This is a genomic window from Gammaproteobacteria bacterium (assembly GCA_016200485.1).
Taxonomy (GTDB): domain Bacteria; phylum Pseudomonadota; class Gammaproteobacteria; order Tenderiales; family Tenderiaceae; genus JACQEP01.
This window is the reverse complement of the sequence record JACQEP010000007.1, coordinates 1-21,832: the sequence shown is the minus strand read 5'-3', so window position 1 is coordinate 21,832 and position 21,832 is coordinate 1. Positions and strand designations below refer to the sequence as shown.

20 protein-coding genes are annotated in these 21,832 nt (G+C 54.0%); 10 read left to right on the top strand and 10 right to left on the bottom strand.

Annotated elements, in window-relative coordinates; genetic code table 11:
* Positions 1–97 precede the first annotated feature (97 nt).
* Together rsmG and mnmG are read right to left on the bottom strand one after the other, a co-directional pair.
* A complete protein-coding gene (gene rsmG, locus HY272_03565) occupies positions 98–724 on the bottom strand; it encodes a 16S rRNA (guanine(527)-N(7))-methyltransferase RsmG (GenBank protein MBI3771760.1) in 627 nt (208 codons plus the stop codon).
* A 174-nt stretch (positions 725–898) separates the two neighbouring features.
* The gene (gene mnmG, locus HY272_03560; GenBank protein ID MBI3771759.1) at positions 899–2,803 is read right to left on the bottom strand and encodes a tRNA uridine-5-carboxymethylaminomethyl(34) synthesis enzyme MnmG; all 1,905 of its coding nucleotides are present in this window, start codon (positions 2,801–2,803) and stop codon (positions 899–901) included.
* Positions 2,804–2,974: 171 nt separating this feature from the next.
* On the opposite strand from mnmG, the gene HY272_03555 reads away from it, so the two are divergent.
* Positions 2,975–4,240: a sodium:proton antiporter gene (locus HY272_03555; GenBank protein ID MBI3771758.1), complete on the top strand. Its 1,266-nt coding sequence runs from the start codon at positions 2,975–2,977 to the stop codon at positions 4,238–4,240.
* A gap of 91 nt (positions 4,241–4,331) precedes the next feature.
* Here HY272_03555 and HY272_03550 read toward each other — a convergent pair whose 3' ends face one another.
* Complete coding sequence (locus tag HY272_03550) at positions 4,332–7,001, bottom strand: cation-transporting P-type ATPase (protein MBI3771757.1); 2,670 nt, start codon at positions 6,999–7,001, stop codon at positions 4,332–4,334.
* A gap of 153 nt (positions 7,002–7,154) precedes the next feature.
* Here HY272_03550 and HY272_03545 point away from each other — a divergent pair, with 153 nt between their 5' ends.
* Genes HY272_03545 through HY272_03530 form a run of 4 tightly spaced genes read left to right on the top strand, consistent with a single transcriptional unit; the run spans position 7,155 to position 10,620 of the window.
* Positions 7,155–7,721, top strand: a complete 567-nt coding sequence (locus HY272_03545) for a hypothetical protein (protein ID MBI3771756.1) — start codon at positions 7,155–7,157, stop codon at positions 7,719–7,721.
* Positions 7,718–8,326 (top strand): penicillin-binding protein activator LpoB, encoded by a 609-nt coding sequence (locus tag HY272_03540; GenBank protein MBI3771755.1) that lies wholly within the window; start codon positions 7,718–7,720, stop codon positions 8,324–8,326. The genes HY272_03545 and HY272_03540 overlap by 4 nt, the downstream gene beginning before the upstream one ends.
* A gap of 3 nt (positions 8,327–8,329) precedes the next feature.
* Entirely contained in the window at positions 8,330–9,607 is a 1,278-nt protein-coding gene (locus tag HY272_03535) for a hypothetical protein (protein MBI3771754.1), read from the top strand.
* A complete protein-coding gene (locus HY272_03530) occupies positions 9,604–10,620 on the top strand; it encodes an LPP20 family lipoprotein (protein MBI3771753.1) in 1,017 nt (338 codons plus the stop codon). The genes HY272_03535 and HY272_03530 overlap by 4 nt, the downstream gene beginning before the upstream one ends.
* 50 nt (positions 10,621–10,670) lie before the next feature.
* Here the strand turns inward: HY272_03530 and HY272_03525 are convergent, their stop codons facing one another.
* A complete protein-coding gene (locus HY272_03525) occupies positions 10,671–10,910 on the bottom strand; it encodes a hypothetical protein (protein MBI3771752.1) in 240 nt (79 codons plus the stop codon).
* A gap of 156 nt (positions 10,911–11,066) precedes the next feature.
* Positions 11,067–12,227, bottom strand: a complete 1,161-nt coding sequence (gene argE, locus HY272_03520; GenBank protein ID MBI3771751.1) for an acetylornithine deacetylase — start codon at positions 12,225–12,227, stop codon at positions 11,067–11,069.
* A 220-nt stretch (positions 12,228–12,447) separates the two neighbouring features.
* Between argE and HY272_03515 the strand changes: the two genes are divergently transcribed.
* Positions 12,448–13,566, top strand: a complete 1,119-nt coding sequence (locus HY272_03515) for a peptidase C39 family protein (protein ID MBI3771750.1) — start codon at positions 12,448–12,450, stop codon at positions 13,564–13,566.
* Positions 13,567–13,581: 15 nt separating this feature from the next.
* Positions 13,582–15,102: a RimK family protein gene (locus tag HY272_03510; GenBank protein MBI3771749.1), complete on the top strand. Its 1,521-nt coding sequence runs from the start codon at positions 13,582–13,584 to the stop codon at positions 15,100–15,102.
* Between the two features lie 9 nt (positions 15,103–15,111).
* On the opposite strand, the gene HY272_03505 is transcribed toward HY272_03510, so the two are convergent.
* On the bottom strand, positions 15,112–15,573 hold the full coding sequence (locus HY272_03505) for a metallophosphoesterase family protein (GenBank protein MBI3771748.1): 462 nt from the start codon (positions 15,571–15,573) through the stop codon (positions 15,112–15,114).
* An 89-nt stretch (positions 15,574–15,662) separates the two neighbouring features.
* Here HY272_03505 and HY272_03500 point away from each other — a divergent pair, with 89 nt between their 5' ends.
* Positions 15,663–15,965, top strand: a complete 303-nt coding sequence (locus HY272_03500; protein ID MBI3771747.1) for a hypothetical protein — start codon at positions 15,663–15,665, stop codon at positions 15,963–15,965.
* A gap of 365 nt (positions 15,966–16,330) precedes the next feature.
* On the opposite strand, the gene HY272_03495 is transcribed toward HY272_03500, so the two are convergent.
* On the bottom strand, positions 16,331–16,900 hold the full coding sequence (locus HY272_03495; GenBank protein MBI3771746.1) for a C40 family peptidase: 570 nt from the start codon (positions 16,898–16,900) through the stop codon (positions 16,331–16,333).
* A 120-nt stretch (positions 16,901–17,020) separates the two neighbouring features.
* On the opposite strand from HY272_03495, the gene HY272_03490 reads away from it, so the two are divergent.
* Positions 17,021–17,389, top strand: a complete 369-nt coding sequence (locus HY272_03490) for a hypothetical protein (protein ID MBI3771745.1) — start codon at positions 17,021–17,023, stop codon at positions 17,387–17,389.
* Between the two features lie 228 nt (positions 17,390–17,617).
* Here HY272_03490 and mnmE read toward each other — a convergent pair whose 3' ends face one another.
* Positions 17,618–18,964, bottom strand: coding sequence for a tRNA uridine-5-carboxymethylaminomethyl(34) synthesis GTPase MnmE (mnmE, locus tag HY272_03485; GenBank protein MBI3771744.1), 1,347 nt, complete (start codon positions 18,962–18,964; stop codon positions 17,618–17,620).
* 13 nt (positions 18,965–18,977) lie between these two features.
* Positions 18,978–19,961, bottom strand: coding sequence for an integron integrase (locus HY272_03480; protein ID MBI3771743.1), 984 nt, complete (start codon positions 19,959–19,961; stop codon positions 18,978–18,980).
* A 133-nt stretch (positions 19,962–20,094) separates the two neighbouring features.
* Between HY272_03480 and HY272_03475 the strand changes: the two genes are divergently transcribed.
* Positions 20,095–20,367 carry a hypothetical protein gene (locus HY272_03475; GenBank protein MBI3771742.1) on the top strand — a complete coding sequence of 91 codons (273 nt, stop codon included), beginning with the start codon at positions 20,095–20,097 and terminating at the stop codon, positions 20,365–20,367.
* Between the two features lie 66 nt (positions 20,368–20,433).
* Here the strand turns inward: HY272_03475 and ltrA are convergent, their stop codons facing one another.
* Positions 20,434–21,684: a group II intron reverse transcriptase/maturase gene (ltrA, locus tag HY272_03470; protein ID MBI3771741.1), complete on the bottom strand. Its 1,251-nt coding sequence runs from the start codon at positions 21,682–21,684 to the stop codon at positions 20,434–20,436.
* Positions 21,685–21,832 lie beyond the last annotated feature (148 nt).

Here is a 21,832-nt window from a genome sequence, read left to right as displayed (position 1 = left end):
GCGACGGCTTGGCGGGTTACGCTCTACGGGCTAACCCACCCTACATTATACTTGGCAGATTACGCCGCAAAATCGCAGCGAACCCACCCTACATTTATTAGTTGTTCACCCGCTGAAAAATCAGCAGATGGCGCTCCCCCTCCAGGAACGGCACGTCGAGGCGCTCCGTCGTCTCGAGTTCAAATCCGGCGGGCAGCTGGGTCAGTTCTTCGGCGGGATATACGCCCTTCATTGCCAGCAGCTTGCCCATTGGCGCCACCAAGTGGCCTGCCACACGCAGAAAATCGCCCACGGCGGCGAAGGCGCGCGAAATCACGCTATCAAACCCGGTTTGCGGCATGAATGCCTCGGCCCGGCCGCTAATCACGGTGACGTTGTCGAGTTTGAGCTCGATCGCGACCTGGGTCATAAAACGCGCCTTCTTGGCATTGCTGTCGAGCAAGGTGAACTGCCGATCGGGGCTGGCTACCGCCAGTACGATCCCCGGCACACCGGCACCGCTGCCCACATCCACAATGCGCGATCCATTAATGTAAGGCAACGCCGCCAGACTGTCGAGCAGATGCCGCGGTACCCAGTCGCTCTCATCGCGGCGCGAGGTGAGATTATAGACCTGATTCCACTTGGCCATTAGCGCCAGATAGGCGAGCAGAGTCTCCTGCCGGGCCTCGCTTAGATCGAGGTTGAGACGCTTGATGCCTTCTTTAAGTTGTTGACGATCCATGGATTTATTCTGAAATCCAGTGCTGCACCACAGAGACACGGAGCACACAGAGAAGATTCATGGCGTTATTCCAGGACTGATTTTCATCATGCAGAGAAATCGATTCCTGGTCATAACTTCTTGAAAATTCAAATACTCTGTGCACTCTGTGCCTCTGTGGTGAAAAAGGAAGGTTTATCCGTTGTAGGCTGATCGCGCCTGCGTTACACCGCGTTTTTTCAAATGCACCAGCAACAGCGAAATGGCGGCCGGGGTGATGCCGGGGATACGCGCCGCCTGACCGACAGTGACGGGCCGCTGCTTTGCCAGTTTTTGACGAACCTCATTGGAAAGTCCAGACACAGCCTGGTAATCCAGATCGGTGGGCAGCGCGGTCTCTTCGTGACGGCGTTGGCGCTCAATCTCTTCATGCTGACGATCGATGTAGCCCGCATATTTGGCCTGGATCTCGACCTGTTCGGCGACGGTGGCATCGGCCACGCCCGGACCGGCGGCAGACAGCAAGCTCATCAAGCTGGCATAGCTGACCTCGGGCCGGCGCAACAATTCGGCGAGACGATATTCGCGTGCCAGCGGGCCATTGAAGACGCGCGTCGATTCTTCTTCGGTAATCTGCCCCGGTCGCAACCAGGTATCGCGCAAACGCTGTTGTTCTTGCTCAATCGCTTCACGCTTGGTTTCGAACGCCGCCCAGCGTACGTCATCGACCAAACCAAGTTCGCGACCTTTCGCGGTGAGCCGCAGATCGGCATTGTCTTCGCGCAGCAACAAACGATATTCGGCACGGCTGGTGAACATGCGATACGGTTCTTGCGTGCCGCGAGTGTTGAGGTCATCGATCAGCACACCGATGTAGGCCTCGTCACGGCGCGGACACCAGGCTTCCCGTTCCTGTATTTGCAGCGCGGCGTTCATGCCGGCGATTAAACCTTGCGCCGCCGCTTCTTCATAACCGGTAGTGCCGTTGATCTGACCTGCAAAAAACAGGCCGTGAATATATTTGGTTTCGAGCGAAGGCTTAATATCGCGCGGATCGAAGTAGTCGTATTCAATCGCATAACCGGGACGCGTGATATGTGCGTTTTCAAACCCTTTCATCGAGCGCACCAGCGCGAATTGCACGTCATAAGGCAAGCTGGTGGAGATGCCGTTGGGATAAATCTCGTGCGTGCTCAAACCTTCCGGCTCGACAAAAATCTGATGCGCGTCCTTGTCGGCGAAACGCATGATCTTGTCTTCAATCGATGGGCAATAGCGCGGCCCGACGCCTTCGATCACGCCGGTATACATCGGCGAGCGATCCAGGCCGCTGCGAATGATGTCATGCGTGCGGCTGTTGGTATACGTCATCCAGCATGATACCTGGCGCGGATGCTCGCTGGCGTTGCCGAGGAAGGAAAATACCGGTGCCGGCTTGTCGCCCGGCTGTTCGGCCATTTGGCTGTAATCCAGGCTGCGGCCATCGATGCGCGGCGGGGTGCCGGTTTTTAAACGGCCAACGCGGAACGGCAATTCGCGCAAACGGGCGGCGAGGGCGTTGGAGGGCGGATCTCCGGCACGGCCGCCTTCGTAATTCTGCAAGCCAATATGAATGCGGCCACCGAGGAAGGTGCCGACGGTCAGCACTACCGTGCGAGCACGGAATTTGAGGCCCATCTTCGTCACCACGCCGCTGACACGCTCGCCTTCGACGATCAGATCGTCCACCGCCTGCTGGAACAGGGTTAGATTCGGCTGATTTTCCAGCACTGCCCGCACGGCAGCTTTATATAGAGCGCGATCAGCCTGGGCGCGGGTCGCACGCACTGCCGGGCCTTTGCTGGCATTGAGGATCCGGAATTGTATGCCTGCCTGATCGGTAGCGCGGGCCATCAGGCCACCGAGGGCATCCACTTCCTTGACCAGGTGGCCTTTGCCGATGCCGCCGATGGCCGGGTTACAGCTCATCTGGCCCAGGGTTTCGATGTTATGGGTCAGCAGCAGGGTCTTGGCGCCCATGCGCGCGGACGCCAATGCGGCTTCGGTGCCGGCATGGCCACCGCCGATGACAATCACATCAAATTGATCTGGATGGAACATGGGCCTGACTTAAGCTGCCGAAAGAACCGGCTATTTTACTTCAGATTAATGTCCTAGCCAAATATGAGGATATTTAAGGGAATAGGGCGTGATTTGCTAATGAACTCAGGCAACGGATGTACGGTCTACTAATCACGAGTACGCTCGCCCCCTTAACCTGAGTTTTCATGCATGACCACCTTCAATATCCTAGCCCTGCTGATCACGCTGGCAGCCGTGTTTAGCTTCCTTAACCACCGTTATATCGGCTTGCCGAATGCAGTCGGGGTAATGTTGATCGCCTTGTTGATGTCATTAGGGATAGTGGCGCTGGATGGCCTGGGACTGGATTATGAGGAACAGGCTCGTACCCTGCTTCAGCACATTGATTTCAACCGCACAGTCCTCCATGGACTACTTAGCTTCATGCTTTTTGCTGGGGCGCTCAATATCAGCTCTAAAGATTTGGTCAAAGAAAAATGGGGCATATCGCAATTGGCGACCATTGGCATTCTGAGCTCAACCTTGATTGTGGGCCTGTTGCTATGGAGCGCAATGCAGTTACTCAATATCGATTTGCCCCTGATCTATTGCCTGCTGTTTGGCGCCCTCATTTCGCCCACCGATGCGGTCGTAGTGCTGTCAGTGTTGCGCAGCATGCGAATCTCCAAGCGTCTGGAGACCCGAATAGCTGGTGAAAGTCTGTTTAATGATGGTGTGGCGCTGGTAGTATTTCTTGCCTTGCTCGGTCTGGCCACCGGACGCACTGACGCCAGTCCGCATGAACTGCTGAAGTTATTCGCGCTCGAAGCCATAGGCGGCTTGATCTTCGGCTGGGCCGCAGGGTGGTTGGGCTATGTAATGCTCAAGTCCAACGATAATTATCAGATCGATGTGCTGATCACTCTGGCGCTGGTGATGGGCGGTTACGCCCTGGCGGATGCGTTACATGTTTCGGCGCCGATTGCCATTGCAACGGCCGGTCTTGTGATCGGCAATCATGGCCGCCAGCGGGCAATGTCGCCGGTATCGCGGGAACGCCTGGAGGCATTTTGGGAATTGATCGACGAAATTCTGGGCGCGGTTCTGTTTGTCTTGATTGGCATGGAGGTGCTCGCCCTCACCTTCACTCACGATCATTTACTGGCTGGATTGGTGGCGATTCCGATCGTGTTACTGGCACGATTCACAAGCGTGTCGCTGCCGACCCTTCTCGTCGGATCCAAACGTGGCTACACGGCCTATGAAGTAAAAATTCTGACTTGGGCCGGCCTGCGCGGGGCAGTATCAATCGCATTAGCATTATCACTTCCCACCGGTCCGTACCGTGATCTAATAGTGGCGGCTACCTATGCCGTCGTAGTATTTTCAATTTTGATCCAGGCGCCAACGATTAAACATATGATTCCATCACAACTGCCGACGTATGCACCCGATGGCCCATCTAGCCACCCCTAACACACCAAGCCAACTTGTAGTTACAACTCTGTGTCAGCCAAGCTGACCTCGGCCATGGTGGCGTGAAAAAGCGGTTCTAAATAATATGATGTCAACGGGAGCGTCGCGCCCAAGCCTTGCGCGACTCTTCCAGAACCAACATACCGAAGGCAAATGGCGCAATAAACCACCACACATCCATCGATAGTGGCGCCGTGCCAAACAATTGGTTGCCCCAAGGGGTGTACATAATAAACAGCAAAAGGCCGATCTCCACCGCGATCCCGGCCACAATCAGATGATTGCTAAATAACCCAAAACGCATGAAACTTTCGCGCTCATCACGGCACAAAAAGACATTGGCGACTTGCATCACAATAATGGCGCCGAGACAGGCGGCGGTTGCCTGCAAATACAAGGGTGTCGTGGTTGCGAGTGAATCCCCATAATTCCAGCCCCCTTGATTCAATACATAAAAAAAGGCACTCATCGCCGCAATCGCTTCCATGATTCCGAGAAACAGGTAAGCACGTGATAATAATGACCAGCGCAACAAAGGTTCTTGCCTGGGGCGTGGCGGTCTTTGCATCACACTAGGATGTGGTGGTTCTGCACCCAGCGCCAACGCGGGCAACATATCAGTACCAAGATCGACCGCCAGAATCTGAATGATTGTCAGCGGCAACGGGATCTTGAATAAGACGAAGGCAAGATAGGGAATAATCTCAGGAACGTTAGAGGTCAGAATATAGGTGAGAAACTTGCGAATGTTATCGAATACAGCGCGGCCTTCTTCGATGGCACTGACGATGCTGGCAAAATTGTCATCAAGCAAAATCATGTCCGCCGCTTCCTTAGCAACATCGGTACCGGAAACGCCCATCGCAATGCCGATATCCGCTTTTTTCAGTGCCGGCGCATCATTGACACCATCGCCGGTCACGGCCACGACCTCTTTTTTTGCTTGTAGCGCCGTGACGATACGCAATTTCTGATCGGCCCCGACACGGGCAAATATTATCTCTTCAGCATCCAGCGCCAATTGCAGTTCCGTGGGCGAAAAGCGGCGCAGTTGCGCGCCGGTGATCACCACTGGCGTTACCGTACGCACTAATCCGATTTCACGGGCAATGGCTAATGCGGTATGCGGATGATCGCCGGTAACCATAATTGTTCTGATCCCGGCCTGGCGGCATTTTTCCAGGGCCGCCGGCACCTCGGGCCGTGGCGGATCTTCAAGCCCGATGAGACCGACCAATATCAACTCCTGCTCTAGCGTTTCTCGCGCATAGCCTGGTTGAATACGGCGATAGGCGCAGGCCAGCACGCGCAAGCCTTTCCCCGCCATCTGTTCCTGTGCTTCGGTAAGTTGTTGCTGTGAATCCGTCGCTATTGGTGTTATATCGCTATCTTGTTGTATTTGATTACAGCGCGGCAACACGGTTTCTGGCGCGCCCTTTACGTAAACAATCAACCCCTCTGCACTTTGATGTACTGTTGTTTGCCGCTTGCGATCTGTATCAAAGGGAATTTCATCGACACGTGCTGGCGACGCTTGGTCTCCGAGCATGCTTTTCCCAAACTGCATCAGCGCAATTTCCATCGGGTCGCCCCATGGCTGAATCTCGCCGTGATTACGCGTCAATTTAAGTTCATTGCAGTAATTCGCCACCTCAAACAAATGCTGATAGGCCTGCAATGGCCGTGATGCCGTTTGCGCAACGTCGATAAATTCATTACCGACATATACTTGTCTTACCGTCATCCGGTTTTGAGTCAGCGTTCCCGTTTTATCGGTACAAATCACCGACGTTGAGCCAAGGGTTTCCACCGATGGCAAATGACGAATCAATGCGTTACGTTTGGCCATGCGCTGGGTGGCCATCGCCAGCGCCAATGTCACTGTTGGTAATAATCCTTCCGGCACATTGGCGACGATGATGCCGATGGCAAACATGAAATTGGCCCAGAAGGACAAGCCGATCGCCTCACCGATGATGAAAAACAGCACACCCAACGCCAGCGCCAGACCCGCCACCCAGCGACTGACGCGGATAATTTCTCGCTGCAAGGGTGAAGGCCGCTGTCGTACACCTTGAGTCAGATGCGCAATCTTGCCGAACTCCGTATGCATGCCAGTGGCAAACACAATGGCCTTGGCCTGACCCGATAACACGGTCGTCCCTGCCAACAAGATATTGGGGCTTTGCATCAGGTCTTCTTCGTTGCTGGACGTAGCTTGTTTGTTTTTCGCGGCAGACTCGCCGGTCACCGTCGCCTCATTGCTGCGCAAACCAAAACATTCAATGACCCGGCAATCGGCAGGAATTTCATCGCCTTCCTCCAAGGCCACCACATCCCCCGGCACCAGCTCGGCGACTGCCATTTCCGTCATTGCGCCATCACGGAAAACCTTGACGTGTTTGGGCAACAATTTTTCCAGCGCCGAGATCGCCTGATCGGCGCGATATTCCTGCCAGAAGGAAAACAAGCCATTGATAAGAATCACCCCCAGGATGGCATAGCCCAGCAGCCCCATGCCTTGACCTGGCTGTAACCCATCCGCGACAAACGCCAGCAGCACCGCCAGCCATAATACCAAGGCAAAAAAGTGGGTGAAGGAACGCAGAAGACGCAACACAGGCGACGCCGTCGGGGCATGCTGGATGGTGTTCGCGCCAAATTCCGTCAGCCGGGCAGCGGCCGTGGTGCTCGCCAAACCATTGGCATCACTGTGCAGCGTGGTAATCGCTTCAGCAACACTGAGCTGATGGAGTTTCACGGTCTATCCTTAGAATAAGGGCTCATTATATTTGAATAGCATAGACCACAACCTTCCTGAAATTATTGTATAGTTATTGATAACACAACGATGCATCGTAGGGGCGATTCATGAATCGTCCCTACCATTTAACATCCGGATGAGGATACGATCATGACAAAGTTCCTGAGCAAAACTGTTTTGGCGATGACGGTAGTGGTACTGGCTTTGGCCGGCTGCGCTGGCAAAACCAAAGTCGAAAGTGATTTGCATATCAAAGGCGCGCCGGACTGGGTCAATGAAGGCACCCAAATGCTTAATGACAAGGGCGGACGACTGTTTCATGGCGTCGGTCAGGCGCCAGCCATGGGCGATGATGCTTTGCAACTCTCGACCGCGGATGACCGCGCACGTGCCGAGCTGGCACGGATTTTAAGTTCGTACCTTGATGTCGCGTCCAAGGACTATACGACAGCGGCCACCAGCGGCGGCGCAACCATCACCCAGCAATCCGTTTCGCGTGATATCGCAAATCTGAGTCGCGTTAATCTTACTGGCGCCAAGGTCATCGGCCGCTGGCGCGACAAAAAAACCAATATTGTGTATTCCATCGCCGAACTGGATATGAAACAGGTAAAAGACACGTTGGAGAAGGTACAGGAAATGAACCAGGGGCTGCGCGACCATTTGACGCGTGAAGGTGACACTATTTTTGACCGCTTGGCAGGAGACAAGAAATGAATAAGGTTTTTTCCGTAATCACTATCAGCAGCGCATTAATCATTGGCGGCATATTGACCGGCTGTTCCACCAGCGTCGAGCGCATGGACGTGTCAGAAGCCAAAGATCTGAGCGGCGAATGGAACGATACCGATTCGCGCCTGGTCTCTGAAGAAATGATTCGCGATGTGTTATCGCGTGCCTGGCTCGGCGAATACACGGGTGCGAAGCATAAGCAGCCCGCCGTCATCGTCGGTGAGGTGAGCAATCTGAGCCACGAACATATTAACGTTAATACCTTTGTCGGCGACATGGAGCGTGAACTTATTAATTCAGGAAAAGTTGAATTTGTCGCCTCCAAGACCGAACGCGGAGAAGTACGTGAAGAACGCAAGGATCAGGAACTACATGCCAGCGATGTTACGCGCAAAGCCATGGGTCAAGAGATCGGCGCCGATTTCATGCTCAAGGGTACGATCAACACCATCCTCGACACCGAAGGCCGCGAGCAAGTCCGTTATTACCAGATTGATCTGACACTCATCAGCATGGCTGATAACCGCAAGGTGTGGGTTGGTCAGAAGAAGATCAAGAAATTTGTAACGAAGCCCAAGTTCCGCTGGTAGTTTGTGGCTGTAGTTCGTGCGATTGCGCTGGGCGTCGCCGCCAGCTTGTTGCTGAGCGGGTGCGCTGCTGTGCGCTTCACCGAAGACCCGGTGGAGAAATTATTGCTGGCGCAACAACCGGAACAGGCGTTATCGGTATTGGAACAGCGGCAGGTCAGTGATCGCAATCGCGGTTTGCAACTATTGGATAAGGGCATGTTATTACGCATGCAGGGCCAATTCGAAAGCAGTAACACAACGCTGGAAGAGGCGAAAGGGATTGCTGAGCAACTGGACGCCATCAGCCTCCGCGAACAAGCCGCCGCTTCGTCGATCAATGACATCATGCGCAGTTATTCACCGCCGCCGTTCGAACTGGTAATGCTGCATTGCGTCAAGATCCTTAACTATCTTGAGCTGGGTAAGCTGGATGACGCCCGCGTTGAAGCCCTGCAACTGGATGTCTTGCTCAAGGATAAGATGCCCGATAAAGAAGTTCCGTTTGCCCGTTATCTCGCTGGCTTGGTTTTTGAAGCGCGGAATGAATATGACGATGCGTTGATATCCTATCGCAAATCTTATGAGGCGTATAAGGCCAATGGATTTACCGTACCGTTGGCGCTGCAACTGGATTTGTTACGCCTCACCCAATACTTGAAACTTACGGATGAGAATAAAAAGCTGCAAGAAGAATTCTCGTTGACTGAGTGGCCAACACAGAAACAGGTTAAAGAACAAGGCGAGCTGATCTTAATCATTTTTAATGGTCTAGTACCGCGCAAACACGAAACCTCGCTTAACGTGCAAGATCCGATGAGCGGCAAGTTATATCGCATTGCGATCCCTTTTTATGAAGAGCGCGAACCTGCCGCCCATGGTGCACAGCTTGCGGTTGGCACAACAACGGCTAACACGGAATTAAGTGATCAGCTCGACCGTCATGCCAAGGCAGCACTTGATGCTGAAATGCCGAAAATCATCGCTCGCACCATCGCCCGCGTTGCTGTCAAAAGTAAAACCGTGGATGAACTGGGCAAGAACAACGCTCTCGTCGGCATGGTGGCGAACATTGCCGGATTTGTCAGCGAACAGGCCGACACCCGCGCCTGGTATACGCTGCCGCAACAAATTCTGATTGGCCGCATGCGTCTCGCGCCCGGCAAACAGGACTTAACCGTAACTCTGGAAGGTACTAGCGGCGAACATACATGGCATGATATCGAGATCGCTGCCGGTAAAAAGCGTTTTGTCTCCTGGCACTGGCCAGCTTCGCGATCCTTGATACGGAGGGCATCGCAATGAACCATCGTTTATTTGCTGTGATTGTTATGGGCGCAACGCTTACTGCATGTAGTGGCATGCCGGATCGTGACACGGCTCCCGATTGGATTAACGGTGTTAGCGTGAAGTACCCCAACGATCGTTATCTGACTGGCCGCGGCACCGCACCCGCCGTCACCGATGCCCAGGATCGCGCCCGCGCTGACCTCGCCAAACAATTCGAGGTCGCCATTCAGGAGCAGGCGCAGCAAAGCCAACACTTTGAACAAACTACGCAAGGCGATCTCATCACACAATCTTTAGAGCAACAGGTTTCGCGCAGCCTGCTGGCGCATACTTCGCGCAGCTTGCAGGGCGTAGAGATCGCCGAACTGTGGCACGATGCGGCACGCAATCAAGAGCATGCGCTGGCCGTATTGCAACGCGACAAAGCGCGACGCCAGTTCGAGCAAGAGATCGCGGCGCTCGATGACTCTGCCAACCACCATCTGGAGCAGGCAAATGTTGAGTCGCAGCCGCTTTATAAAGCGGCCCGCGTGCAACAAGCGATAGAGGCTCAACAGAATCGTATTGCAGTGCAAGCCTCGTTGCGCGTTGCCGATCCGAGCGGTCAAGGTATACCACCACGTTTATCGCTTGCAGAATTGGTGCGTACCCGCGATGCGTTGCTCAGCAAAGTCACTATCGCCACCAGCACAACCGACAACAGCATTGTTGAATTACCAAAAATCTTGGGCGGGGCCACTGCCGCCGCCGGTTTTACCGTCAGCGATGCGGATAAAGCGGACTATCGTTTAACCGCCGCCGCCAAACTCGATCCACCGCTGCGCGAAAGCGGCTGGAACTGGCAACGCGGCACCGTAGAAGTGAATTTATTGGATAAAAACGGTAAAAGCCTGGGCGTGCAACGCTGGCCGTTTAAAGTTTCTTCGACTACTGAAGAGCGCGCCCGCCAACGTTTAACGGATACTATTAACGAAACGCTTCAACGCGAATTGCGGGCGACCTTGCTGAGCTTTGCCCCGGCTCCATGATTTAAATAAATGTAGCATGTAGCCTGGGTTGAGCGAGAGCGAAACCCAGGCTACGCTAGCTGAATCTCCTGATTAACTGGCGCACCGTTTTGAAAATTTACTTGGTGTTGAATGTTCTGAATCGAATCAAGAAACTGGTAGCCGCCAAGTTTGGTTTCCAGCTGGGTTCTTAAAGCGGTTTCTTCCAGTACCACTGCCGCTCGAGACCGGATGTCAATGACAGCTTCCACGATCGGAGCATGTGGAAGATGCTCAAACGGTTCATCTATATTAAAGGCCAATTTTGACATTGAATTCATGAGATTGATTATGGCCCAGTTGCTCTCCTCTAGGCAATAAGCATAATTATAAGACGGTAACACCGTGGAGTGATTCCGGAGAAAAAAAGGGAATCTTTCCTAATTGTTTGTTCTTCTCCGCGCCTTTGCGTTGGATTTTCGATTTTTTCACAAACAAAACTTCCTAACCAATCTTGCCAACAACTCCACCGCCGGTTCGATTTTATCCAGCGCCAGAAACTCATCCGGCTGATGCGCCTGCGCGATATCGCCGGGACCGAGGATGATAGTGTCGATGCCAACTTGGGTGAGGTAGGGGCCTTCGGTGCAGAAGGCGACGGCTTCGGCTTTGTGATGACAGTGATGTTCGGCGGCGGTGACGATGGGCGATTGTTCGCTGGTGTGCATCGGTTGCGTGCCTTGGCACAGTGAAAACATTTCCCAGCGCACCGCGCTATTTTTGAACAAGGTGTGCATGCGGCCTTGAATCACTTTGCGCAAGTCGTCGAGATCCATGCCCGGAATCGGCCGCAGATCGAAATGCAATTCCGCCTGTTCGCAAATCCGGTTCGGATTATCGCCGCCATGGATGTAGCCGAGATTGAGCGTGGGCACCGGCACGGCAAAACGCGGATCGCGGTGTTTGGCTTGCAGTTCACCGCGCCACTGCATGAGATCAGCCATGACTTTATGCATTGCCTCGATGGCGTTGACGCCAAGCGCGGGATTGCTGGAATGACCGCTGCGACCGGTGAGGCGGATCGCTTCCATCATGATGCCTTTGTGGGCGTTGACGGGGCGCAGGCCGGTGGGCTCGCCGATGACGGCATAACGCACATGCGGACAACCGCGCTCGACCAGCAATTGCGCGCCGTCCATCGAGCTTTCTTCGTCGGCAGTGGCGAGTATAAACAGCGGTTGTTTAAGTTGCTCCGGCCGAAAGCGGCGCGCCGCCTCAATCGCCAGCGCAAAAAAACTCTTCATATCCGCCGCGCCCAAACCATAAAGCCGGTTGTTGGCCTCGGTGAGCACGAACGGATCGTGATGCCAGCTATGAGCATCGTAGGGCACGGTATCGGTGTGGCCGGCGAACATCAGGCCCTGACTGCGCTCATCCACCCGGCCATAGCGGGCAAGGAGATTGGCCTTGTGTGGCTGGCGGGGCAGGGGCGTGACTTCGACTGCGAATCCGGCATCTTCCAGCCACCCGGCGAGCAGGTCGATGACGGCGCGGTTACTGGTATCGAACTCGGGACTCACGCTGCTCATCGACGGCGTGGCAATCAGCTGCTGGAGCATGGTTTTGAGATTGGGGGTGGACGTAATCATTTGATTATTGTGCGCTGTAGCGTGAGGCAGCAGCAAGATTTTTTCGATTATTTACCACAGAGACACGGAGTACACAGCGAAAGCGCCAACCATTCAAGCCCCCTTCAAAACCTCTGTGCCTTCTGTGCCTCTGTGGTGAATGATTTTTTGTTTCCCGACCGGCTGTATCCGGCACTTAATATGCTAAGTTACTCGTTTCTATCGCCCTTTCGGAGCCTCAATGATCCGCCCCGCGACACTTGACGACATTTCGGCGCTGGTCGAGATTGAAGATCGTTGCTTTACCACGGACCGCATGTCACGCCGCAGTTTTCGTTACATGCTGACCAAGGGTCACGCAGCAACGCTGGTGGCGGAAGAAAATGGCAAGCTGATCGCTTACGTCATGGTGCTGTTCCATGGCGGTACGTCTTTAGCGCGACTGTACTCGATCGCCGTCTTGTTCGAACATGCGCGGCGCGGACTGGGCAAGGTGCTGGTTGCCGCCGCCGAGAAGGTGGCGCTGGATAACGATTGCGCCTACTTGCGGCTGGAAGTCCGCGTCGACAATACCAGCTCGCTGTCACTGTTCCGCAAGCTGGGTTACCGCCAGATCGGCACCTATCAGGATTATTACGAAGACCACGCCGATGCCCTGCGCTTTGAAAAAACGCTGGCTGCGGGCGTGCAGCCCGCCGTCACCCGCGTACCTTATTATCAGCAGACGCTCTACTTCACCTGCGGTCCGGCGGCGTTATTAATGGCCATGGTGACCCTCGACCCGAAAATGGAGATCAACCGCCAGCTCGAATTGCGCGTCTGGCGCGAATCGACCACCATTTTCATGACCTCCGGCCTCGGCGGCTGCGGCCCGTTTGGGCTGGCCCTGGCTGCGTATCATCGCGGTTTCGATGCCGAAATCTACGTCAATGAGGCCGAATTCCTGCTCGTCGACTCGGTACGCAGCGAGGAAAAGAAAGAAGTCATCCGCCTGGTCAACGAAGATTTTATCCAGGAAGCGCATCATCATCGGCTGCCGATCCAGTACCACCCGCTGGCATTGGCCGATCTGCGCAAAAAATTTAACGCTGGGGGGATTCCGCTGATCCTGATCAGCTCCTATCGCTTCTGCGGCGAAAAGTCCCCGCATTGGGTAGTGGTCACCGGCATCGACGACCGCTTTATTTACGTCCATGACCCCTTCGTCGATCAGCCCGAGGGCAAGGCCGTGATCGATTGCATCAACATGCCAATTCCCATCAAAGACTTCGAACGTATGGTACGCTATGGCAAAAGTGGCCAGCGCGCCGCCGTGATCATTTATGCACGGAAAAAGAGCAAGGCCCGCAACCGGAAATGAGGCTGAATCCAGACCATGACATCGCAGTTAATTGTCGTTGAAAATAAAAAGAAATGGTCTTTCCCGGATGCGCCGTGCCCCGTCGTCGATGCCGACGATTACCTCACCAATGAAGAATACTTCAAGCTCAAGAACGTGCAGGTCATCAACCTGTGCCGCAGCTACAAATATTTATCGGTCGCTTATTACAGCTCACTGCTTGCCGAGGCGCGTAACCACAAGGTGATCCCCTCGGTCAAAACCATGCTCGATCTGAGCAGCAAGGCCATGTACAGCCTGGCGGCGCCTTATCTTGATGAAGCCGTGCAAAAGGGATTTAAAAAAATTACCGCTCACGTCACGATCAAGGAATTCGAGATCACGGTTTTTTTTGGCGTTTGTCATTATCCGGCCTTGAGTGAATTGACGCGCCAGATCTTTGAAATGTTTCCGTACCCGATTTTGCGCATCACATTCAGCCACCAGAAGAAGTGGCTCATCTCCGAAATTAAACCGGATTCCATCGACAAACTCAGCGAAACAGAATGGCCGCAGTTTATTGACGCGATCAACGGCTACCTTAAGCGCCGCTGGCGCGGACCGAAAAATCCAAAGCAATATCGTTTCGACATGGCGATTCTCGTCAACCCTGAAGACCCGCAGCCACCCTCCAACAAGCGTGCGCTTAACGCGCTGGTTCGTGTTGGCCGCACCATGGGCATCGACATCGATCTGATCGAGAAAAAGGATTATGCACGACTGGCCGAATATGATGCCTTGTTTATTCGCGACACCACGCGCATCAATCACTACACCTATCGCTTCGCGAAAAAGGCCGAGAATGAAGGCATGGTCGTCATCGACGATCCGCAGTCCATCCTCCGTTGCACCAATAAGGTTTATCTTGCGGAATTGCTGGAGGCAAACCGCATCCCTGCGCCCAAAACCGCCATCGTCGGTAAAAACGATATCCCCGCCGCAGAGCAAATGCTGGGTTATCCGCTAGTATTGAAAATGCCCGACGGTTCTTTTTCCCAAGGTGTGTTCAAGGTCGAGAACTCAGAACAATTCCACCAGATTGCACAGAGGCTGTTTAAAGAATCGGAATTGATTTTAGCTCAGGAATTTCTGTACACGGAATTTGACTGGCGCATCGGCGTGCTCAACAAGAAAATCATTTTCGCCTGCAAATATTTTATGTCGCGCAAGCATTGGCAAATCGTGCGTTATTCCGAGAGCGGCAAGCGTTATGAAGGCCAATACAAAACTATCGCTGTTGAAGACGTGCCGAAAGACGTAATTAAAACTGCACTTAAGGCCACGAGCCTGATTGGCGATGGCCTCTATGGCGTCGATATCAAGCAAAACGACAAGGGCGTTTATGTTATTGAAGTTAACGATAACCCGAATATCGATGGCGGGGTAGAAGATCTTATTATCAAAGATCAGCTTTACCAGATTATTCTCGGCGAATTTTTGCGCCGCCTGGAAAAACGCCACACCCAGACCGAAGGCAAGCCGAACGAGAATGGCGAAACGGTTCTCAAGCGCGCTTGAAATATCGCTTCAGCTAACGTCCAGCTCAATATACTCAGCGCGCATCTTGCCCCCGGCCAGATAGATATGCGCCACGCCGATCGGTAATGAACATCGTCTCGGTCCGGCACTCCCCGGGTTGCAATACAACACGCCGGCGCGCAGCTCGATTTTCGGGCGATGGGAGTGGCCGCTAATCACCACGTCCACGCCGGCCGCCACAGGATCCAGATCCAGCTCTTCCAGATCGTGAATTAAATAGAAGTGATGGCCTTCCAGGGTGATCAGGTCTGTGGCCGGGTATTTTCGCGCCCATGCGCCGCTATCGATGTTGCCGCGCACGGCATGCATGGGCGCGATGGCCTCAAGCTCCGCCAGCACCGACTCTTCACCAATATCGCCGGCATGCAAAATCGCGGCGCAGCCGGCCAATGCCTGCTTCGCCTCCGGCCGGATCAGCCCATGGGTATCACTGATAATGCCGATTTTCATTGACATAAAGACGAGAGCAGGCCTAATTATTAGATATTAGAGTCCGCTAACTATAACGATTACTGTCTTTAAAGTTCAAGGAACTCAGCATGAGCGACAAACCGCAGCGCCCGTTGGCCACCGAAGCCATGGAAAACCATGTGCGAAAGGTGTTTCCCATCGACATGGCCCCCGAAATTTTTGCCGCCCGCGATGGTTATGGCTGGCTGAATTTCACGTTCAATGACTACAGCTATCGCGATGCCCAGCTCGAAGCCTGGATTCACAAGGTCGGCAGCATTATTCGCGATCCGGAGCAGCTCGCCGCCTGCCAACGCAAACATTTAAATCCTGCGGAACTGGCAGCAATGCGCAAATATGCCGAGGATGATCTTGAAGAAGAGGATGAATAAACCGGGGTGATTCATGAAATCACCCTTACGGATTAATTAACTAAAGGTAAACCTCGGCTTTGCCGGAGGGCTCATAAAAGTTTGACCGGTGCGGCGGTCGACGTATTGGTTTATCCCCTCCTCCTTTTTAGGAGGAGGGGTGGCGCGTAGCGACGGGGTGGTGGGTGAAAAGTTCACGGGTGTGTGGTTCGTCACGCACACCACCCCGCCCCGCCCTGCGGGCACCCCTCCTCATGACCATGAGGAGGGGATAAAGCGTTATGTTGCGGGCCATCGTTAGATGGCTCACGGTGTTAACGCGCCTTTGAGGCGCTCACCCAATAAGCCACCGGCTTTGCCGGTGGTCATTTAACTTTCATTGGAATTTACAGTGGCTGCCACTGTCGCAGCATGTGATTAAACGCCACCGCTGAAGAGTAGCGGCCCGCGCCGGCAAAACGCTTTTGCCAATACGGCTCCGCCATCAACGCATAACTTACACGCTTACCATGTGATGGCGCGTGAATGAAGCGCCCTTCACCGGCATAAATCCCAACATGCGACACCGCCTTCGTTCGCAAACGATAAAACACCAGGTCACCCGGTCTTAAATTATCCGCCGTCACCGGCTGCGCCTGTCGGAATTGTTCCTGCGCGCTACGCCCCACCTGCACACCCAATTGACGATAGACGTAATACACCAAGCCGCTGCAGTCAAAGCCCTTTGGTGTATTACCACCCCTGCGATACGGTACATCGAGCATCCCCATTGCCAAAATAACTGGCTCCGGCACCAAGATCGAAGAGGGGGCCGAGATCATCGCATCTGGCATCGGCTCATCCAGACTCATCTCTTCCGACGGAGGCAGGATGCCACAACCGGCAAGCAGGGTCAGCACCAGCACCAGCCCTGCGCGGCGTTTTGGTGATTGAATGGCCAACGTTGTGAATTTCATAGGCGCATTATAATGAAATGCGAGGAAATTTGCGGCCCCTAGCCAACAACATCCCAATACTGGCAAGCTTAGGCGTGAACACCGACCTCTTTTGCCCACAACCAACTAGGAAAACTACAAATGCTCAAGCACAAACTAGCCCTTTTATCGGCAATCGCATTGCTGGGTTTTGGCACGTCACAAATGACCTTTGCCGAGGAAGACAAGCCCTGCCAGGCAGATGCCAAAAAACTCTGCGCCGATATCAAACCCGGTGACGGCCGCATGATGAAATGCATGAAAGAACATGAGGCCGATTTATCGCCTGCGTGCAAAGAAAAGGGCAAGAAAATGCACGAACACATGGAAAAAGCAAAAGAGGCCTGTAAAGATGACGCCGCCAAATTATGCAAGGATGTAGATCCGGGCGAGGGGCGCATGCTCAAGTGCATGAAAGACCATGAAGACGATCTATCTCAAGGATGTAAAGACACAATGAAGCACAAATGATGATTTTCCGGTAGGGGCGGGTTTTAAACCCGCCCCTACATCACTATGATCAATTTTCTGTTTTTTCCTTGCCTTGCAAATTGGCAATTGAATTTACAATTTGCAAGACTTGAGCGCCATTTATCAACTTCTTTAAAATTGATAAATATTGATTAAAACTTATCGCTAGCGAATTTCGTCGAATTTGACGCTAATTTCTGCCAATAAGCTGCTAATGGCCGCAAACTATCACTTCCCAATACAAAAACTGCTAAAAATTCGCCCCAAGAGGTCGTCGGAACTAAATTCCCCCGTAATCTCGCTCAACGCCTGCTGCGCCTGGCGTAATTCTTCGGCCAGCAGTTCACCGGCACGCTGTTGTAGTTGGGTACGGGCGGTTTCGATATGTGTATGCGCCCGCTGCAAAGCATCCAGATGGCGGCGGCGGGCGATGAAGCTGCCTTCACTGGCCTGATAGCCGATGCTTTCTTTTAAATGCTGGCGCAATAATTCAATGCCGGCACCGCTTAACGCTGAAAGCAAAATTTCAGTGCCAAGCTCACCGCGCCGTTCACTCGGCGCTGTACCCGCAAGATCCACCTTGTTATAAATCACCGTCAGCGGCAACCGCTCCGGCAAGCGGGCGAGGATGTCGCGGTCGGCAGACGTTACGCCCTGGCGCGCATCCACCACCAACAACACGCGATCGGCGCGATTGATTTCGTCCCAGGCGCGGGCGATACCGATTTTCTCGACCACATCTTCGGATTCACGCAAGCCTGCGGTGTCGATAATGTGTAACGGCAAACCGTCGATCACAATTTCCTGGCGCAACACATCACGCGTCGTCCCGGGAATATCAGTCACAATCGCCGCCTCACGCCCAGCCAGGCAATTGAGCAATGACGACTTGCCCGCATTCGGTTGCCCGGCAATCACCACATGCATGCCTTCGCGCAATAAACTTCCCTGTCGCGCCGCGGCCGTCACGGCATTCATTTCGTTAACGATGCCATCAATGCGTTGCGAGAGATCACTGTCTTGCAGAAAATCGATTTCTTCTTCGGGGAAATCAATCGCCGCCTCAACGTAAATCCGCGCCTCCGTCAGCTGCTCCACCAGCGAATGAATTCGCGCCGAAAATTCACCTTCCAACGAACGCAGCGCAGAACGCGCCGCTTGCGTTGAACTCGCATCGATCAAATCGGCAATTGCTTCCGCCTGCGCCAGATCAAGCTTGTCATTCAGAAACGCGCGCTCTGAAAATTCGCCAGGCCGCGCCAGACGCGCACCCAGCACCAGCGTGCGCTGCAATAACAAATCCATCACCACCGGCCCGCCGTGGCCTTGCAATTCCAACACATCTTCGCCGGTGTAGGAGTGGGGCGCTTTAAAATAGAGTGCAATGCCGTAATCAATGGCGCTGTCATCGGCATCTTTAAAGGGTAATAATTTCGCTTCTCGTGGCGGCGGGCAAGTGCCGAGCATTTCTTCCGCAATCACTTTTGCGCGCGGGCCAGAGACTCGCACGATGCCGACCCCGCCACGGCCGGGCGGCGTTGCAATGGCAGCGATGGTATCGATCACTAACGACATGGCAACGCCCTGATCACAATCCGTCCAACGGGCTCAACACTCCCTTGCCACCGCGATTCAGCACATGGGTATAAATCATCGTCGTTGAAACATCTGCGTGACCCAACAACTCTTGAACGGTGCGAATATCATAACCGCCTTGCAGCAAATGCGTCGCAAATGAATGCCGCAAGGTATGCGGGGTCGCTGGCTTACTCAAACCTGCGTCGCGCACCGCCTGCTTCATCGCTCGCTGCAAATTTTGTTCATTGATGTGATGACGCCGCACAATACCGCTACGCGGATCTTCTGAAACATCGCTCGCTGGAAACATATACTGCCAGGCCCATTCCCGCGCCGCGTTCGGATACTTCTTTTCCAGCGCGTATGGCAAATAGATGCCACCACCGCCCTTGGCCAAATCCTGCGCGTGCTGCGCTTTCACTTGTTCAAGATGCTGACGCAACGGCACCTTCAACGCCTCCGGCAACATCGTCACCCGATCCTTGAAACCCTTGCCATCACGAATCAGAATCTGCCGCTGGCCGAAATCAACATCCTTCACCCGCAAACGCACACATTCCATCAAGCGCAAACCCGCGCCGTAAAGCAGACTGCCCATCAGCCAATAATGGCCCGACAGCCGCGACAACACGCCATGCACTTCCTCCCGCGTCAACACCACCGGCAAACGCTTCGGCGCCTTAGCCTGTTCTACATTATCCAGCCACGGCAACTCTTGCCCCAGCACCTCACGGTACAAAAACAATATCGCCGACTTCGCCTGATTCTGTGTCGAAGCCGCCACCTTGCCCTCCACCGCCAAATGCGTCAGAAACCGCTCCACTTCCTGCGCCCCCATCTCAGAAGGGTGGCGTACCCCATGAAATTTAATGTATCGTCTAATCCAATCTACATACGCCTGCTCAGTACGAATACTGTAGTGTTTTAGACGGATTTTGGCGGTCACCTGATCCAACAAGCGCGGCGCCGGGGAAGAAGTATTTATTTTTGGCATTAGGATGTACTAAAAAAGAGTAATTGATTGATTTCAAATATGCGATTAATCCAAGAATACAGTTTAGGATGCGCGTTGACGTATTGCAATACGTCTTTTAGGATGTCTACTTTAAGTTAGACCTCACGAAAACATGGGGTTGCATCAGTCCTTCCGCTTCAAACACCAGTCCGCCGACGAGGTGCGCGCCTTCCTCCGCGAGCTTTCGACCGTCGCCGTCCTGGAGGACCGCGGCGATTTCTTCGTCTTCTCCCACTTGCCTGATCAACCACCGTTCACGTTCGACTGCGAGTTAGTCGCTGAGGGAGTCCGCTCTGAGCGCGCTGGCGAATACTTTGCGTTTCTGGGCTTGTTCGTTGAGGCGCTCACGGGTAAGTTCGGTCGCGTTGAGGTGGAGGACCTGTGAGGTCTAATCGGGTAAGCGCCGGTATTTCTCCGGCGCTCCCCACACCACCTAGCATGCGGGTCCGCACTAGGCGGTTGAAATAGGATAATGAAAACGTACCCACTGGTCTTTGATCGACACCAAGCCCTGTGCTTTTAACCACTCATTGTTCATCGCCATTTGCGTGATCGGTGTGCGCGACATGGCGTAGGGCCCTTTCGAGCTGACGCCAGTTTTGATCGCTTCCTTCAGGCTGACACCAAGACTCACCAGATGGCTGATCCGCATGCGCCGCCGTAACCATTCATCGAGTTCTGGGATCGGCCGGTAGTATTCCGATAGCGAAAAATAGTTCATCCAACCCGTGATGTATTGCCGAAGTTCGCGGTGGCGATAATTTAGGCTTACGCCCCACGAACGTCCGGTGAGTTGGCGAACACGATGCTTGAAACGCAGAAGCGCCTTATCGCACCACGCAATCTTTGTTCCCCGGAAACAAAACCCGAGAAACTCCAACTGCTTGCTCGGTACGATTCGGCTCTTGTCATCGTTGATGCGCAACTTTAGACGCTTCTCGAGGAACCGCGTGACGTTGGCTTTCACGCGCCGCGCTGCCGACACGCTTCTGACGCAGATGACAAAGTCATCGGCGTAGCGTGCGAACGAACGGTTCTGCTGTTGCAGGTAAACGTCCAGTTCGTGCAGCATAATGTTGGCGAGCAACGGTGAAAGTGGTCCGCCCTGGGGGACTCCGAGTGGCGTGGGATGTTTCACACCTTCGATAACGATGCCTGCACGCAAGTACCGTCCGATCAGCTTCAACACACGTTTATCCCGTACGCGCTTTGCAAGCAACCGCATCAGCACGTCATGGTTGACGCTGTCGAAGAATGCCGCCAGGTCAATGTCGACCACGATGCGATTCCCTGAGCGGATGTCTTCGCGCACTTGCCTGACGGCTTGATGCGCGTTTCGACCGGGTCGAAAACCGTAACTGTGGTCGCTGAACAGCGGCTCGTAGATCGGTGTTAGCACTTGCGCGATGGCTTGTTGGATGACACGATCCGCAATGCATGGAATGCCCAACGGGCGTTTGTCGCCGTTGGGCTTGGGTATCCATACGCGGCGGACCGCGGTCGGTTGATAGTCACCGGCCAATAACTGGGCTTTGATGTTCGGCCAATGCTCACGGGCCCATGTCGGAAAATCCTTCACGGTGATCGCGTCTGCACCGGCCGCACCCTTGTTCGCCTTCACGCGCTTCCATGCACGGGTAAGGTTGTCGCGGGTGACGATCTGTTCCAGTAGATGTTGTTCCAAGGCGTGCGCGGTTGTCATACGCCGCTCCTTGTATGATCGATTTTAATGAAAATGTTGTTGAGGAGGTTAAGTAAGATTACACGCTTCACCGGGAAGGCCGTCCGCTCCTGAGGACTGGTTTTTAACCAGAGCCTGTGCTGTAGATTGGCCTCCCGCCCTATTCGCC

What these genes read in the sequence shown, in the direction of transcription:
- ltrA (MBI3771741.1), bottom strand. Translation starts at nt 21,684, where the DNA reads ATGACAACCGCGCACGCCTTGGAACAACATCTACTGGAACAGATCGTC.
- HY272_03490 (MBI3771745.1), top strand. Translation starts at nt 17,021, where the DNA reads ATGCTCAAGCACAAACTAGCCCTTTTATCGGCAATCGCATTGCTGGGT.
- HY272_03530 (MBI3771753.1), top strand. Translation starts at nt 9,604, where the DNA reads ATGAACCATCGTTTATTTGCTGTGATTGTTATGGGCGCAACGCTTACT.
- argE (MBI3771751.1), bottom strand. Translation starts at nt 12,227, where the DNA reads ATGATTACGTCCACCCCCAATCTCAAAACCATGCTCCAGCAGCTGATT.
- HY272_03500 (MBI3771747.1), top strand. Translation starts at nt 15,663, where the DNA reads ATGAGCGACAAACCGCAGCGCCCGTTGGCCACCGAAGCCATGGAAAAC.
- HY272_03545 (MBI3771756.1), top strand. Translation starts at nt 7,155, where the DNA reads ATGACAAAGTTCCTGAGCAAAACTGTTTTGGCGATGACGGTAGTGGTA.
- HY272_03495 (MBI3771746.1), bottom strand. Translation starts at nt 16,900, where the DNA reads ATGAAATTCACAACGTTGGCCATTCAATCACCAAAACGCCGCGCAGGG.
- HY272_03540 (MBI3771755.1), top strand. Translation starts at nt 7,718, where the DNA reads ATGAATAAGGTTTTTTCCGTAATCACTATCAGCAGCGCATTAATCATT.
- HY272_03475 (MBI3771742.1), top strand. Translation starts at nt 20,095, where the DNA reads ATGGGGTTGCATCAGTCCTTCCGCTTCAAACACCAGTCCGCCGACGAG.
- HY272_03505 (MBI3771748.1), bottom strand. Translation starts at nt 15,573, where the DNA reads ATGAAAATCGGCATTATCAGTGATACCCATGGGCTGATCCGGCCGGAG.
- HY272_03525 (MBI3771752.1), bottom strand. Translation starts at nt 10,910, where the DNA reads ATGTCAAAATTGGCCTTTAATATAGATGAACCGTTTGAGCATCTTCCA.
- HY272_03515 (MBI3771750.1), top strand. Translation starts at nt 12,448, where the DNA reads ATGATCCGCCCCGCGACACTTGACGACATTTCGGCGCTGGTCGAGATT.
- mnmE (MBI3771744.1), bottom strand. Translation starts at nt 18,964, where the DNA reads ATGTCGTTAGTGATCGATACCATCGCTGCCATTGCAACGCCGCCCGGC.
- HY272_03510 (MBI3771749.1), top strand. Translation starts at nt 13,582, where the DNA reads ATGACATCGCAGTTAATTGTCGTTGAAAATAAAAAGAAATGGTCTTTC.
- rsmG (MBI3771760.1), bottom strand. Translation starts at nt 724, where the DNA reads ATGGATCGTCAACAACTTAAAGAAGGCATCAAGCGTCTCAACCTCGAT.
- HY272_03480 (MBI3771743.1), bottom strand. Translation starts at nt 19,961, where the DNA reads ATGCCAAAAATAAATACTTCTTCCCCGGCGCCGCGCTTGTTGGATCAG.
- mnmG (MBI3771759.1), bottom strand. Translation starts at nt 2,803, where the DNA reads ATGTTCCATCCAGATCAATTTGATGTGATTGTCATCGGCGGTGGCCAT.
- HY272_03555 (MBI3771758.1), top strand. Translation starts at nt 2,975, where the DNA reads ATGACCACCTTCAATATCCTAGCCCTGCTGATCACGCTGGCAGCCGTG.